Origin of the sequence: Nocardia sp. SSK8 (assembly GCF_037034205.1) — a bacterium.
In the GTDB taxonomy this organism is placed as follows: Bacteria; Actinomycetota; Actinomycetes; order Mycobacteriales; family Mycobacteriaceae; genus Nocardia.
Genome location: NZ_JBAGKD010000005.1, coordinates 336,950 through 351,039, shown reverse-complemented (window position 1 = coordinate 351,039; position 14,090 = coordinate 336,950). Strand labels below are relative to the sequence as shown.

12 protein-coding genes are annotated in these 14,090 nt (G+C 70.3%); 6 read left to right on the top strand and 6 right to left on the bottom strand.

The window, feature by feature from the left end:
- Positions 1-31 precede the first annotated feature (31 nt).
- The 5 genes from WA675_RS12800 to WA675_RS12780 are packed head-to-tail and all read left to right on the top strand — an operon-like array spanning position 32 to position 6,009.
- On the top strand, positions 32-1,147 hold the full coding sequence (locus WA675_RS12800; RefSeq protein WP_336084458.1) for a TauD/TfdA family dioxygenase: 1,116 nt from the start codon (positions 32-34) through the stop codon (positions 1,145-1,147).
- Positions 1,119-2,129, top strand: coding sequence for an ornithine cyclodeaminase family protein (locus WA675_RS12795; protein WP_336084457.1), 1,011 nt, complete (start codon positions 1,119-1,121; stop codon positions 2,127-2,129). Before WA675_RS12800 ends, WA675_RS12795 begins: the two co-directional genes overlap by 29 nt.
- Positions 2,120-3,496 (top strand): alanine racemase, encoded by a 1,377-nt coding sequence (locus WA675_RS12790; protein WP_336084456.1) that lies wholly within the window; start codon positions 2,120-2,122, stop codon positions 3,494-3,496. Before WA675_RS12795 ends, WA675_RS12790 begins: the two co-directional genes overlap by 10 nt.
- 34 nt (positions 3,497-3,530) lie before the next feature.
- On the top strand, positions 3,531-4,565 hold the full coding sequence (locus tag WA675_RS12785) for a PLP-dependent cysteine synthase family protein (RefSeq protein ID WP_336084455.1): 1,035 nt from the start codon (positions 3,531-3,533) through the stop codon (positions 4,563-4,565).
- A 43-nt stretch (positions 4,566-4,608) separates the two neighbouring features.
- Positions 4,609-6,009 carry an MATE family efflux transporter gene (locus WA675_RS12780; RefSeq protein ID WP_336084454.1) on the top strand — a complete coding sequence of 467 codons (1,401 nt, stop codon included), beginning with the start codon at positions 4,609-4,611 and terminating at the stop codon, positions 6,007-6,009.
- 176 nt (positions 6,010-6,185) lie between these two features.
- Here WA675_RS12780 and WA675_RS12775 read toward each other — a convergent pair whose 3' ends face one another.
- The 4 genes from WA675_RS12775 to mfd form a co-directional block, all read right to left on the bottom strand.
- On the bottom strand, positions 6,186-6,761 hold the full coding sequence (locus WA675_RS12775) for a TerD family protein (RefSeq protein ID WP_336084453.1): 576 nt from the start codon (positions 6,759-6,761) through the stop codon (positions 6,186-6,188).
- A 39-nt stretch (positions 6,762-6,800) separates the two neighbouring features.
- A complete protein-coding gene (locus tag WA675_RS12770) occupies positions 6,801-7,271 on the bottom strand; it encodes a hypothetical protein (protein ID WP_336084452.1) in 471 nt (156 codons plus the stop codon).
- Positions 7,272-7,457: 186 nt separating this feature from the next.
- Positions 7,458-8,153, bottom strand: coding sequence for a MazG family protein (locus WA675_RS12765; RefSeq protein WP_336084451.1), 696 nt, complete (start codon positions 8,151-8,153; stop codon positions 7,458-7,460).
- Positions 8,150-11,761 (bottom strand): transcription-repair coupling factor, encoded by a 3,612-nt coding sequence (mfd, locus tag WA675_RS12760; RefSeq protein ID WP_336084450.1) that lies wholly within the window; start codon positions 11,759-11,761, stop codon positions 8,150-8,152. The genes WA675_RS12765 and mfd overlap by 4 nt, the downstream gene beginning before the upstream one ends.
- Before the next feature lie 127 nt (positions 11,762-11,888).
- Here mfd and WA675_RS12755 point away from each other — a divergent pair, with 127 nt between their 5' ends.
- Positions 11,889-12,512, top strand: a complete 624-nt coding sequence (locus WA675_RS12755; RefSeq protein ID WP_336084449.1) for a TIGR03085 family metal-binding protein — start codon at positions 11,889-11,891, stop codon at positions 12,510-12,512.
- Here WA675_RS12755 and WA675_RS12750 read toward each other — a convergent pair whose 3' ends face one another.
- The gene (locus tag WA675_RS12750; RefSeq protein ID WP_336084448.1) at positions 12,513-13,160 is read right to left on the bottom strand and encodes a TetR/AcrR family transcriptional regulator; all 648 of its coding nucleotides are present in this window, start codon (positions 13,158-13,160) and stop codon (positions 12,513-12,515) included.
- A 170-nt stretch (positions 13,161-13,330) separates the two neighbouring features.
- A complete protein-coding gene (locus tag WA675_RS12745) occupies positions 13,331-13,993 on the bottom strand; it encodes a TetR/AcrR family transcriptional regulator (protein WP_336084447.1) in 663 nt (220 codons plus the stop codon).
- Between the last annotated feature and the right edge of the window lie 97 nt (positions 13,994-14,090).

The window sequence follows — 14,090 nt, the reverse complement described above, 5'->3', positions numbered from 1 at the left end:
GCGTTCGACCGATGCGAAGAAGGGAAGGCCGGTGAAAAGCGTTCTCTCCGAACGTCTGACGATTCACCTGCACGACATCGAACATCGCGAGCTGCCGCCCGACGCCGCCACCGCCGTCCGCGCGCTCGCCGCCGATATTCGCCACCGCCTAGGTGATTCACCACACACCAGCACACTGCACGACGCCGCCCTGCTCGACCAGATCGAGCGCCGCGCGAGCGAACTGCCCGACTCCGTGCGCACCGCCGTGCGCCCACCCGCCACCGCGGCGGGGGCGACCGTGCTGCGCGGATTACCGGTCGACGACGCCGAATTCGGCCCGACCCCGGCGCACTGGCAGGCCGCCGCCGAATCGGCCGCCGACCCGGCCCACCCCGGCTCCCTGGAACTCGACATCGCGATGCTGCTGCTGGCGCGCTGCGCCGGGGAACCGTTCGGCTGGCAGGGCCAGCAGAACGGGCGGCTGGTGAACAACATCGTGCCCGCCGCGGGCCACGAGGACGAACAGTCCGGCGCGAGCAGCTCCACCCTGCTCAGCCCGCACACCGAGGACGCCTTCCACGCCCGGCGCGCGAATCTGCTGATGCTGGTGTGCCTGCGCAATCCCGACTCGGTCGCCACCACGGTGTCTTCGGTGCGTCAGGTGGCGCTGTCCGCCGACGACCAGCGCGCGCTGCGCACCCCGACGGTGCCGATCCTCCCGGACGTCTCCTACGGCACCGGCTTCGACGCTCACGCCGCGCCGCTGCCGACCCTGTGGCTCGACGAAACCGGCAGCGACACACTGCGTTACGATCCCGCCTACACCCCGCTCGACGACGCCGGAACGGCGTACCGGGCGGCCTATACCCGGCTCACCGCCGAACTCGCCCGGGTCTGCCATGCCCCCGCGCTGGCGCCCGGCGAGATCCTGCTGGTGGACAACGATGTCGCCGTGCACGGCCGGGTGCCGTTCCGCGCGCGCTACGACGGCACCGACCGCTGGCTCAAACGCGTCAACATCCGGCTGCCCGAACGCCGCCGCCGTCCGCAGGAATCGTCCGAGAATGGGTACGGGCAACACGTGGTCGCGCCGTTCCGGGCGAGCACGGATCGGACAGCAGAGCGGGGCACCACAGATGAACGAGGATCCGTTGAACAACCGTGACCGGAGCGTCCCCCTGCGGGTGCTCTCGCGCAGCGATCTGGCCGAGGTGCCGATCACGCCCGCCGAAGTGGTCCGGGCCGTCGAGGACGCCTATCTCGCCTTCGCGGCGGGCGAATCCGACAATCCCCGCAAACTGAGCGTGGCCGATCCGGGCGGCTCGTCGGTGTCCTACGCCATGCTCGGGCGCGACGGCAGGCGCCGGGTGGTGGCCATGAAGACCTCCTACAAGTTCGACCCCGGCCACGACCGCAGCACCAAGCGCTACTACACCACCATCACCCTCTACGACGACACCACCGGCGCGCCGATCGCGATGATGGACTGCGCCCGCGTGGGCGCCTTACGCACGCCCGCGGTCTCGGCGCTGCTGGTGCGCGAGACCGTGCGGCGCGGCGCCGAGAGCGCGCTGCTCATCGGCACCGGCACGCAGGGCCGCAATGCCCTGCCGCATCTGCTCGCGGCCAATCCGCAGCTGCGCAAGCTGATGGTGTTCGGCACCCATCCCGAGGGGCTGGCCGCGGTGCACACGCACCTCGCCGACGCCGTGCCGCACGCGGTGCTCGAAGTCGTCGACGACCCGTACGCGGCGGCCGGTGGCGCCGATGTGGTGCTGGCGACGGCCGGACCCGGCACCGAGGTCGCGCTCGAATCCGAGCATCTGGCACCGGGTTCGGTGGCGGTGTTGGTGGGTTACGGGCTGGCGCCGTCGACGCTGGTCGAGGCCGACCGGGTGGTCGCCACCAGTGCCGCGCAGATGGCGCTGACCGGCACCGATATGGCCGGACCGGATGGCACGCTGCGTTCGGTCGACGCCGAACTGCCGCAGGTGCTCACCCGCGCCGCCGTGGCCCGCCGCAGCGAAGACGAGAAGATCTTCGTCTACAACAGCGGCCTGGTCTTGACCGATATCGCCGTCGCGCACGCATTGGCGGCCCGTGCCATCGCGGAGGGTAGGGGTACCGAGGTGCCGCTGTGGGACTAGCGGACGCCGTCGGCCGCGCCGGGACGCCCGTCCTCGGGTCGGCGCCCGACGCAACCCCCGCGCACTGCGCCCCGCCGATGCCTGCCCGGCCCGATGCGTTCCAGGACCGGTTGCTCGCCGATCCGGTGCTGCTCGATGACATCGCCGAGGCGGTCCGAGGGCCGTTCCACGTGCTGTTTCCCGTGCGGGTCGCGGAGAACGTCCGCGCGTTCCAGAACGGGTTCGCGGCGGCCGGGGTCGACGGGTTCGTGTACTTCGGGAAGAAGGCGAACAAGGCGGCGGCCGTCGCGCGGGCGTGCGCCGAGACGGGAGCCGGGGTCGATGTGGCCAGTTCCGGCGAGCTGGTGGCGGCGCTGGCGCAGGGGGTGCGCGGCGAGGAGCTGATGGTCACCGGGCCCGCGAAGTCCGGCGAGCTGCTGTGGCTGGCCGCGCGGCACCGGGCCGTGATCGCGGTCGACGCGCTCGATGAGCTCGACCGGCTGCGCGAACTCGGTATCGCGGCGAGGATTCTGCTGCGGGTGCTGCCTGAGGGGTCGTCGTCGCGGTTCGGGTTGAACCGGGACGAACTGGTCACCGCCATCGACCGCATCACGGCACCGATCACCCTGGCGGGCTTCAGTTTCCATCTCGGCGGGTACGACGCCGTCGCTCGCGCCGAACAGGCCATCGCGCTGGTAGAGCACTGCCTGCACGCGCGCACGTGTGGTCATCCCGCCGAGCTGATCTCGATCGGCGGCGGATTCGGCGTCGACTACCTCGATGCCGAGTCGTGGGCGCGTTTCCGGAACACCCTGAGCGACAGCTGGTTCCACTCCCAGCCGCCCGGTGACTACTACCCGTACCATTTCCCGGTGCCGGGTGCCGCCATGCTCGCCGCGATCCTCGAGCACGGTGATCTCGCGGGAAGGTTGCGGCGCAACGGCATCCGTCTCGCCATCGAGCCCGGTCGCGCGCTACTCGATGGTGCGGGCAGCTCGGTATTCCGGGTGCAGGGCGTGAAAAACCGGACGACACAGGACACTCCGTACGACATCCTCACCGTCGACGGCACCAGCCTGAGCCTGTCCGAACAGTGGTTCGACAGCGAATACCTGCCCGATCCGGTGCTGTGGCCCGCGCGCCCCGGCACGCTCACCCCCACCTGCGTCGGCGCCGCCACCTGCCTGGAATCCGACCTGCTGAGCAGGCGCCGCATCCCGCTGACCCGGCGCGCCCGGGTCGGCGATCTGCTCGTCTATCCGAACACCGCCGGGTATCAGATGGACTCCAACGAGTCCCCGTTCCACGACCTGCGGCTGCCGCCCAAGGTGCTGATCCGCGCCGACGGCGACCGCCTGCGCTGGACCCTGGACGACACCGCCCGCTGATCCCCGAGCTCCCACACCGATGGAGGAATTCCCCATGGCTCTCGTCACGCGCGTGACGGACCTGATCGGCCGCACTCCCCTGTTCGAACTCGCCGTCACCGACACCGGCACCCGGCTGCTGCTCAAGCTCGAGCAGTTCAACCCGACCGGCGCCGCCAAGATCCGGATGGCCCGCTCGATGGTGCTCGACGCGGAGCGGCGGGGTTTGCTGCGCGATGGCGGGCATATCATCGAGTCGACGTCCGGCAACACCGGACTTGGCCTGGCGGTGGTCGCGGCCGAACGTGGCTACCGGTTCACCGCCGTGGTCGACAACCACGCCTGTAAGGACAAACTGCGCGCGATGCGGGCCATGGGCACCGACCTGGTATTCGTCGCCGACGACGGTGACGACGAGCTGGCCACCTCGGCACGGGAGGACCTCGCCGAGGCGATGGCCGCCGCCCGCGACGACGCCTACTTCACCGAACAGCACAACAACGACGCCAATGCCGTGGGCTACTACGCGGTGGCCGAGGAGTTGCTGGCCGAGGTGGAGCGGGTCGACATCCTGCTCTCGGCGGTCGGCACCGGCGGCTCGCTGTTCGGCACCGCCACCCGGCTGCGTGACCTGGGCAAACCCGCCCGGGTGATCGGCGTGGAGCCGGTGGGTTCGATCGCCTTCGGCGGCGAGGGCGGCCCGTACTGGCAGTCGGGCACCGGCACCCCACCCGGCGCCACCATCGGCACCGCAGTCGACTACGCGTTGCTCGACGAGGGCGTGAAGGTCAGCGATGTCGACGCCTTCGCCACCGCGCGCGCCGTCGCCAGGACACACGGGCTGCTGATCGGCGGCTCGGCGGGCGGTTCGGTGCACAATGCCTTGACGCGGCTCACGGAATTCCCGGCCGGCTCGACCGTGGTGACCATCGTGTGCGACGGTGGCGAGAAATATCTCGACACCGTCTTCGACGACGAGTGGATGGGCGCCCGCGAGCTGCTCGATCCCGCCGCCGAAGCCGAGGTCACCACGCTGCTGCGCCGCTACTCGCCGCTGCGGCGCCACGACGAATTGATGGAGGTCCGGTGAGCGCGAGCGCGCGCCGCACGACGAACCGCCCCGGAGAGACCGGGTGAGCGGGGGCCGCACCGACAGCAGCGCGCTGGCCAGACTGGCCACGCCGATCGCGCTGACCCAACTGGCCCAGATCGCGGTCTCCACCACCAACCTCGCGCTGATGGGCACCCTGGGTGTGCGCGAGGTGGCCGCGGGTGGTCTGGCCCTGGTGCTGTTCAACCAGATCCGCACCATGTGCGTCGGGTTGATCACCGGCACCGGTAATCAGATCGCGGGCGCGCTGGGCGCGGCCGGGAAGCGCGGGGACTCCGCCGACGACGAGGTGCGGGCCGTGGTGCGCGCCGCGTTCGTCATCGCCACCCTGGCCGGGCTGCTCGGTGGCGCGCTGCTGATCGGGCTGGGCTGGGCGCTGTCGTGGCTGGGCCAGGACGTCGCGGTGCTGGAACTGGCCCGGCCGATGATGATCGCGCTCGCGCCCGGCCTGCTGCCGTGTCTGTGGTTCCAGGTGCTGCGGCAATACACCGTGGGCATGCAGCGGCCGCAGGCATTGCTGCTGGTCACGCTCGGTTCGGTGGCGCTGAACCTGGTGCTCGCGCTGGCCTTCATCCACGGCTGGGCGGGGCTGCCCGCCTGCGGGCTGACCGGGGTCGGCGTCGCCACCTCGCTGGTCTTCCTGATCACCTGCGCGGTGTTCTGGGCGATGGTGCGCCGCGACGAACGGCTCGGACCCACCCTGCCCGTGTCCCCGTTTCCGGTGCGCTGGTCTACCGTGCGCGAGGAACTGCGCCTGGGCACCCCGATCGCGCTGACCTACGGGTCCGAGGCCGGGATGTTCTCGGTGCTGGCCCTGGTCATGGGCAGTTTCGGGCCCGCCGCGCTGGCCGCGCACAATGTGGTCTACCAGATCATCTACATCGTGTTCCAGGTCGCGATCGGCCTCTCGCACGGCGCGTCGATCCTGGTCAGCCACAGTGTGGCGCGCGAGGAGTACGACCACGCCCGCACCGTGGCCTGGCTCGCGCTGCGGCACGCGGCGGTGCTGGCCGCGGTCACCGGACTGGTCTACGTGGTGGCGCCGAACCTGGTCCTCGCCCCGTTCCTCGAACCCGGCGACACCGACACCATCGCCATCGCCCACACCCTGCTGCTGATCGGCATCGTGCTGCAGTTCTTCGACGCCGCCCAGAACATCGGCACCGGCCTGCTGCGCGGCCTCAAGCAGACCTCCGCGGGCTTCCGCCTCTCGCTCATCGGCTACTGGGCCGTCGGCCTACCCGCCGCCCTGCTCCTGGCCTTCCCCCTGCACCTGGGCGCGGCGGGCGTCTGGTGGGGCCTCACCGCCGGTCTCGCGACCACGGCCGTCCTGATGCTGCGCAAGTACTTCGCCCTGCTGGATGAGGCCGCGCTGGTCGCATCGACTCGCATCCCCGCCACGCAGACAATGCGAGCCAGCTGACTACGCTCCCAGCCCCGCACCCGCGACCCCGAGGAGCGGCGGCCACGAAGTGGCCGGTCGCGGCCGGGTCGCCGGTCAGGCGCCGTTGCGTACGCGACGAAGGAGCAAGCAACGGTGCCTGACCGGCGGCCCCTAGGGGCCGCGACTCGAGCGCGCCAGCGCTCCAAAAACACAGCTCAGATATTCACGCCATAGTCGCGGGCGATGCCCGCGAGGCCGGAGGCGTAGCCCTGGCCGATGGCGCGGAACTTCCACTCGTTGTTGTGGCGGTAGAGCTCGCCGAAGACCATGGCGGTCTCGGTGGAGGCGTCCTCGGACAGGTCGTAGCGAGCCAGTTCGACACCGGTGTTGGCGTCGGTGACGCGGATGTAGGCGTTGCGGATCTGGCCGAAGGACTGGCCGCGGGCCTGCGCGTCGTGGATCGAGACCGGGAAGAAGATATTGGTGATCGTGGGCGGGGTGGCGGCCAGATCGACATTGATGATCTCGTCGTCGCCGTCGCCCTCACCGGTCAGGTTGTCGCCGGTGTGCTCGATCGTGCCCTCGGGCGAGCGCAGGTTGTTGTAGAAGACGAAGTGCTGGTCGGAGAGCACCTTCAGGTTCGTCCCGGTCGCCAGCGCGCTGGCGTCCAGGTCGTGGTCGGCGCCGGTGGTGGTGCGCACGTCCCAGCCGAGGCCCACCGCCACCTTGGTGAGATTGTCGGTCTGCTTCGACAGCGAGACATTGCCGCCCTTGGCGAGTGTGACGCTCATGGAAACCCTTCTGTCCAGATGATGTGCTGTTTGACGAACTCAGTCTGCCCAGGACCGCAGTGTCTCGACCCGGCCTTCGAGCGCGCGCAGCTCGGAGTCGTCGAGCACGGTGCGCTGGATCCCGCGATCCACCGCGAAGGCCGACTGGCGGTGATCGTCGATGACCTCGACATCGAGCTGCACCGCGGTGTAATCCTCGGCCGAGGGCATCGTCTCGGCGAGCACCGAGGCGCGCCCCCGCGCGCAGAGCGCGACATTGCCGCCACCGAGGATCAGCAACGCGACCTCCGGCCGTTCCCGCAGCCGCGCCAGCGACCCGCGATCGGACTTGAGACTGATCAGGATGCGGCGGTCACCGGCGCGCACCGGCCACGACACCGGAATGGCATGCGGGGCGGGATCGGTGGTGACCAGCACGGCGATGGTCTCCTGCGGCCAGACCGGCAGGACATCGAGTTCGGGATGATCGGTCGTGTAGTCCTGTTCTGCCGGATCCACTTCAGTAGTCATCTGCCTCACCTCGACGATCGACGGACCTGATACTCCCGCCGCGAACGACGAGCTTCTTCGAGTCTAAAACGCTGCGCCCCTTGCCCGCTGGTGCGCGCGGGATTGTCCGGCAGATCTCAGCAAGGTCTCAGTCACCGGACACGCCGCCCGACCGGCGCGATTCCGGTAGCCGGTCAGTAGCTGAATTCAGCGCGGCCAGTGCGCGCGCCAGTCGTCGGCCGACAGTGGCGCGCGGGTGCCGCGGGCCGTCTCGGCGGCGTCCTCGGCGGCGCGGATGGTGTCGGCGAAGTCGAGGGTGGCCTTGCGCAGGCGTTCCTCGGCGGAGTCGGGGCCACCCAGTTCGACCACCCGCAGGGCGGGCGGGACGAGGTCGTCGGGCAGGCCCGCGCGGGCACTGCGGGAGCGGACCTTCTCGGCCAGGGCCAGCGCGGGCTGGGCCATGGCGATGCCGTCGAGGCAGGACCGGCGCGCCTTCTCCGCGGATTTGCGTTCCTCCCAGGCCTTTTCCTGGGCGGCGATCTTCTCCGCGACCGAGGCGCCCGGGGGCAGGTCGTCGGCGGCGAGGTGCGGGCTGCGGTGCACGAGCTTGCCGACCAGGGCGGCGGCGACATCGTCGACGGTGAACTCGCCAGCGTCCTCGGCGATGCGGGAGTGGAACAGGACTTGCAGCAGCAGATCGCCCAGCTCCTCCTTGATGGTCTCGGCATCTCCGGCCTGGATGGCGTCGAGCAGCTCGTAGGTCTCCTCGAGCAGGTACGGGCGCAGCGAGTCGTGGGTCTGGGTGCGTTCCCAGCCGCCGAAGTGCCACAGCCGGTCCATCACCTCGACCGCACCGGCCAGCCCCGCGGCCACCACGGCGGTGTCGGCCGCCTCCTCGCTCATCGCGCCGACGCCTCGGTGGGCACCGAGAGATCCACCGCGCCTTGGGCTTTGCCGTCCAGCGCGAGCAGCAGATCGGCCACGAACTGCAGCACCGCCACATCGCGGACCCGGTCGGCGCCCACGCTGTCGGTGACCCGGGGCAGCGGCACCTGCACCAGGCCGCTGGCCGCGCGGTAGGTGGCGCTCGGGTAGATCCGCTTGAGCCGGAGCTGCTTGGAATCGGGCAGCGTCAGCGGGGCGAGTTTGAGTGTGGTTCCGGTGACGACGATCTCGGCCACGTCGTAGGAGCGGGCCAGCAGCCGCAGCTTGGCCACCGACACCAGCCTGCCGACCTCCACCGGCAGCGGGCCGTAGCGGTCCACGAGTTCCTCGATGACCGCGGCCAGGGCCGTATCATCCTGCGCGGAGGCGAGTTTGCGGTAGGCCTCGAGGCGCAGCCGGTCGCTGGCGATGTAGTCGGGCGGGATGTGCGCGTCCACCGGGAGGTCGATGCGCACCTCCTTGGTCTCCTCGGTGACGATCGGTTTGCCGTCGGCGGCGGCGCGATAGGCCTCCACCGCCTCGCCGACCAGCCGCACATACAGGTCGAAGCCGACGCCCGCGACATGGCCGGACTGCTCGGCGCCGAGCACATTGCCCGCGCCGCGGATCTCGAGGTCCTTCATGGCCACGGCCATACCGGCGCCGAGATCGGAGTTCTGGGCGATGGTGGCCAGCCGGTCGTAGGCGGTCTCGGTGAGCGGCTTCTCCGGCGGGTACAGGAAGTAGGCGTAGCCACGTTCGCGCGAGCGGCCGACGCGCCCGCGCAGCTGGTGCAGCTGCGACAGGCCCAGTGAGTCGGCGCGTTCGACGATCAGGGTGTTGGCATTGGAGATGTCAAGGCCGGTCTCGATGATGGTGGTACACACCAGCACGTCGAACTCGCGCTGCCAGAAGCCCTGCACGGTGCGCTCGAGCTGGTCCTCGTTCATCTGGCCGTGCGCGACGACCACCCGCGCCTCGGGGACCAGATCGCGAATCCGCTTGGCGGCCTTGTCGATCGAGGACACCCGGTTGTGCACGTAGAACACCTGACCGTCGCGCATGAGCTCGCGGCGGATGGCGGCGGTGACCTGCTTGTCGTTGTAGGCGCCCACATAGGTGAGCACCGGGTGCCGTTCCTCGGGCGGGGTGAGGATGGTCGACATCTCGCGGATGCCCGCCAGGCTCATCTCCAGGGTGCGCGGGATCGGCGTGGCCGACATGGTGAGCACGTCGACGTGCGTGCGCAGCGCCTTGATGTGCTCCTTGTGCTCGACACCGAAGCGCTGTTCCTCGTCGACGATGACCAGGCCCAGGTCCTTCCAGCGCACGCCGGTCTGCAGCAGCCGGTGCGTGCCGACCACGATGTCGACCTCGCCCTCGGCCATCCCGGCCATGATCTCCTTGGACTCCGCCGCGTCGGTGAAACGCGACAGGCCCTTCACCGTCACCGGGAAACCCGCGACGCGCTCGGTGAAGGTCTGCAGGTGCTGCTGGGCCAGCAGCGTGGTGGGCACCAGCACCACCACCTGCTTGCCGTCCTGGACCGCCTTGAAGGCCGCGCGGACCGCGATCTCGGTCTTGCCGTAGCCGACGTCACCGCAGACCACGCGGTCCATCGGGACCGCCTTCTCCATATCGGCCTTCACATCGGTGATGGCGGTCATCTGGTCGACGGTCTCGGTGAACGCGAAGGCGTCCTCCATCTCCTGCTGCCACGGGGTGTCCGGGCCGAAGGCGTGGCCGGGCGCGGCCTGGCGGGCGGCGTAGAGCTGCACCAGCTCGCCCGCGATCTCGCGCACGGCCTTGCGCGCCTTGCGTTTCGTATTCGCCCAGTCGGACCCGCCGAGCTTGGACAGGCTGGGCAGCTCGCCGCCGACATAGCGGGAGAGCTGGTCGAGCGATTCCATCGGCACGAACAGCCGGTCGCCGGGCTGGCCGCGCTTGCTCGGCGCGTACTCGATGACCAGGTACTCCCGGCGCGCGCCGCCGATGGTGCGCTCGATCATCTCCACGAAGCGGCCGATGCCGTGCTGGTCGTGCACCACCATGTCGCCCGCCGACAACGCCAGCGGATCGACCTGGTTGCGGCGCTTGGCGGGCAGCCGTTTGCCCTCGGTGGGCGCGGTGACACGATTGCCGGTGAGGTCGGACTCGGCGACCACCACCAGGCCCGCGTCCTCGAAGATCAGACCGTCGTGCAGCGAACCGCACAGCACGCCGACCACGCCCGCCTCGGGTGCCGCGCCCGCCTCCAGCGGACCGGCGGGCACCTCGGCCTCGCCGAGCCGTTCCAGCACGCGCTGGGCGGTGCCGTGGCCGGTGACCACCACGACGGCGCGTCCGCCGGTGGCCACATGCGCGCGCAGCGAGGCGAAGATGGTGGCGACCAGTTCCTCGGACCCGCGCGCGGTGGGACCGGCTAGCACCGGCAGCGTGACCTCGGCCGGATCACCGGAGCTGAGCGGGCTCAGCGACCACCACGGCAGGCCGAGTTCGTCTGCGCTGGTATGCAATTCGGGCAGGCTGCGGTAACCGGAGGCGGCCAGGTCGAGACCGTGCGCGCCGAGCGGGGCGTCGCCGCCGAAGGAGGCCGCCGTCCACGACGCCTCCAGGAACTCCGCGCCGGTGCGGACCAGGTCGGCGGCGCGGGTGCGGATCTTCTCCGGATCGCACAGCAGCAGGTGGGTGCCCGCGGGCAGGGCCTCGGTGAGCAGGCTGAGCTGGCCCGGCGCGAGCACCGGGAGCAGGGCCTCCATGCCGTCGACCGGGATGCCCTCGGCGATCTTGTCCAGCATCTCCACCAGGGCGGCGTCGGCCGGGTTGTCCGCGGCCACGGCGGCGGCGCGCTCGCGCACCGGCGCGGTGAGCAGCAGTTCCCGGCACGGCGGCGCGACCACGGTCTCGACGGTCTGCTCGCCGAGCGAGCGCTGATCGGCCACCGAGAACGGGCGGATCTCGCTGACCTCGTCGCCCCAGAACTCCACGCGCACCGGATGATCCGCGGTCGGCGGGAACAGGTCCAGGATGCCGCCGCGCACCGCGAACTCGCCGCGCTTGCCGACCATGTCGACCCGCGTGTACGCGAATTCCACCAGGCGGGTGAGCAATTCGTCGAAATCGGACTCGGCGCCCGCGCGCAGCACGATGGGCGCGATATCGCCGAGCCCGGCCGTCATCGGCTGCATGAGCGAGCGCACGGTGGTGACCACCACGCGCAGCGGCGCCGGACACACCGGGTCCTCGGGGTGGGCCAGCCGCCGCAGTACCTCCAGCCTGCGGCCCACGGTGTCGGCGCCGGGTGAGAGGCGTTCGTGCGGCAGCGTCTCCCAGGACGGGAACAGGGCCACCGTCGGGCCGAGGATCTCGGCGAGTTCGAGGGTGAGGTCGTCGGCCTCGCGGCCGGTCGCGGTGACCACGACCAGGGGCTGCCGGTCGGCGACGGTGGCGGCGACGAACGGGCGCACCGCCGAGGGGGCGACCAGTTCCACCCCGGATTTGCCGATCAGGTCGGCGACCGTACGCAGCGCGGCATCACCCCCGGCCGCCTCGACCAGACCGGCGAGCGGAGGACGAAGGGAGGACATGAACGCTCCTGTAATGCGCAGACGGGATGGCCGACGAGTCGTGGAGAAGTCTAGTCACCGGGTCCGACAGGTACCCGGACAGCCCGCCCGACCAGGTGGTCCACCGGCCGCGCGTAGGCTCGCAGGGGTGAGTCTGGCTCAACGCGAACGCCGCGCCCTGGTCGAAACGATGCTCGAGGTGGGCGCGACCGCGCCGACCCTGTGTGGCACCTGGACGGCCCACGATCTGGCCGCCCATCTCGTGGTCCGCGAGCGCAGGCCGGATGCCTCGCTGGGCATCCTGGTCAAGCCGCTGGCTGGCTATCTCGATTCGGTCCAGGACGGGATCGCGCAGCGGCCGTTCACCGAGCTGGCCGAGCTGGTCCGAACGGGTCCGCCGTGGTGGTCGCCGCTCAAGCCGGTGGACGCGGTCGCCAACCTCACCGAGATGTTCGTCCACCACGAGGACCTGCGCCGTGCCCAGCCCGGTTGGGAGCCAAGGGAATTGGCGGACGCCGACCAGGCGCGCCTGTGGAAGACGCTGCGCACCATCGCCCGCACGGCCTACCGCAAGGCGCCCGTCGCGGTGGTGCTGGCGACGCCGCAGGGCGAGCGGATCACCGCGCACAAGGCCGACGGGCCCGAGGTGGTGCTCACCGCGGCGCCGTCGGAACTGGTGCTGCACGCCTTCGGCCGCGACGAGGTGCGGATCGAGGCGTCCGGGTCCGAGGCCGATGTGCGCGCGGTGCTCGCCAGCGACCGCAGCGTCTGATCAGCCGATATAGCGGCGCAGGCGGCGCGCGGCGAACTCGCGGAAGTACGACAGCTTCTCGTGCGGCACCAGCGAGGGCAGCAGGAAGAACCGGGCGCGCTCCATCCGGGCCGCCATCTGGTCCATCGACTCGGTGCCGACGGCCACGATGTGCACGCCCGCGGTGAGCTCCTGCAGCAGCAGGCCGACCACGTCGGCGTCCAGCTCGGCCACCAGGTCGCCCTGGGCGATGGCTCGCTCGGCCAGCACCCGGTAGGTCTCGCCCCAGGTCTTGGCGATGTTGTCGCCCTGCGCGCCGCGATAGTCGCCGATCTGGTGGGTGAGCTTGAGCATCGCCCCGACCATCGGATCGTTCATCGACAGGTCGGCCACCACGTAGGTGATCCCGATGCACGCCTCCAGCGCGGGCACCCGGGAATCGAAGAAGCCCTGACACGAGCCGACCAGGCGCTCGTTGCCCTGGTCGACCACCGCCCGGGCCAGCTCCTCCTTGGAGCCGAAGTGAAAGTACAAGGCGCCCTTGGTCACATTGGACTGCGCGATGATTTCGCTGAGACTCGCGTTGGCGTAGCCCAAACGGAGAAAGACATCGGCAGCGCCAGCAAGGACCGAGTCGCGGGTGATCTCCGCGCGCGCTTGCCTAGCCATCAGATCCGCCTGTCATCCAATTATTCCAGCCATCCTGAAGTAGACCGACATCGAAGAAGTTTGATCGACATACCGCCCGGCAGCACCCAAAAGGATGGGTGAACCGTACCACCAGGCGGCTTCGCGGCAGCCGAATCGTCGATTCACCCAGCGCGGGCGCTATCGCCCGGTTACCCCGCCGCGCGCGGGGTCCCGGTATTCCATTCGGAGCTGAGACCCGGTTCGGCTTCCAAGTGGCTCAATCCGTTCCAGCACAGATTCACCAGATGCGCCGCGACCACTTCCTTGGGCGGGGTGCGCTCGTCGAGCCACCAGGTCGCGGCGGTGGAGACCATGCCGACCAGCGCCTGGGCGTAGAGCGGGGCCAGGCTGGTGTCGAGTTCGCGACGGCCGAAATCCCCGGCCAGGATGTGGGCGACCTGGTTGACAGCCTCGTTGAGCAGGCTGGAATAGCGGCCGTCGGCATTCGGGGCGGGCTGGTCGCGCACCAGGATGCGGAACCCGTCGGTGCGCTCCTCGATATAGGTGAGCAGCGCCAGCGCCACCTGTTCGAGCCGGACCCGGGAGCGGTTCTGGGTCAGCGAGGAGGTGATCATGTCCAGCAGCATCGACATCTCGCGGTCGACGACCACCGCGTAGAGGCCCTCCTTGCCGCCGAAATGCTCGTAGACCACCGGCTTGGAGACCTGCGCGCGCTGGGCGATCTCCTCGATCGAGGTCGCGTCGTACCCGCGCTCGGCGAACAGCGTGCGACCGATCTCGATCAGCTGCTGTCGCCGCTGCGTGCCGGTCATCCGCGGCCGCGGCGCCCGGCCCGGCTCGCTAGCAGACATCTGCCCCCGCCTCTCCGTGTCCCGTCCGATCTGTCCCAGAAGGCTAACAACGTGACGGGACGCCGGGTGCGACAGGCGTGCACAAGATTCGCGGGAG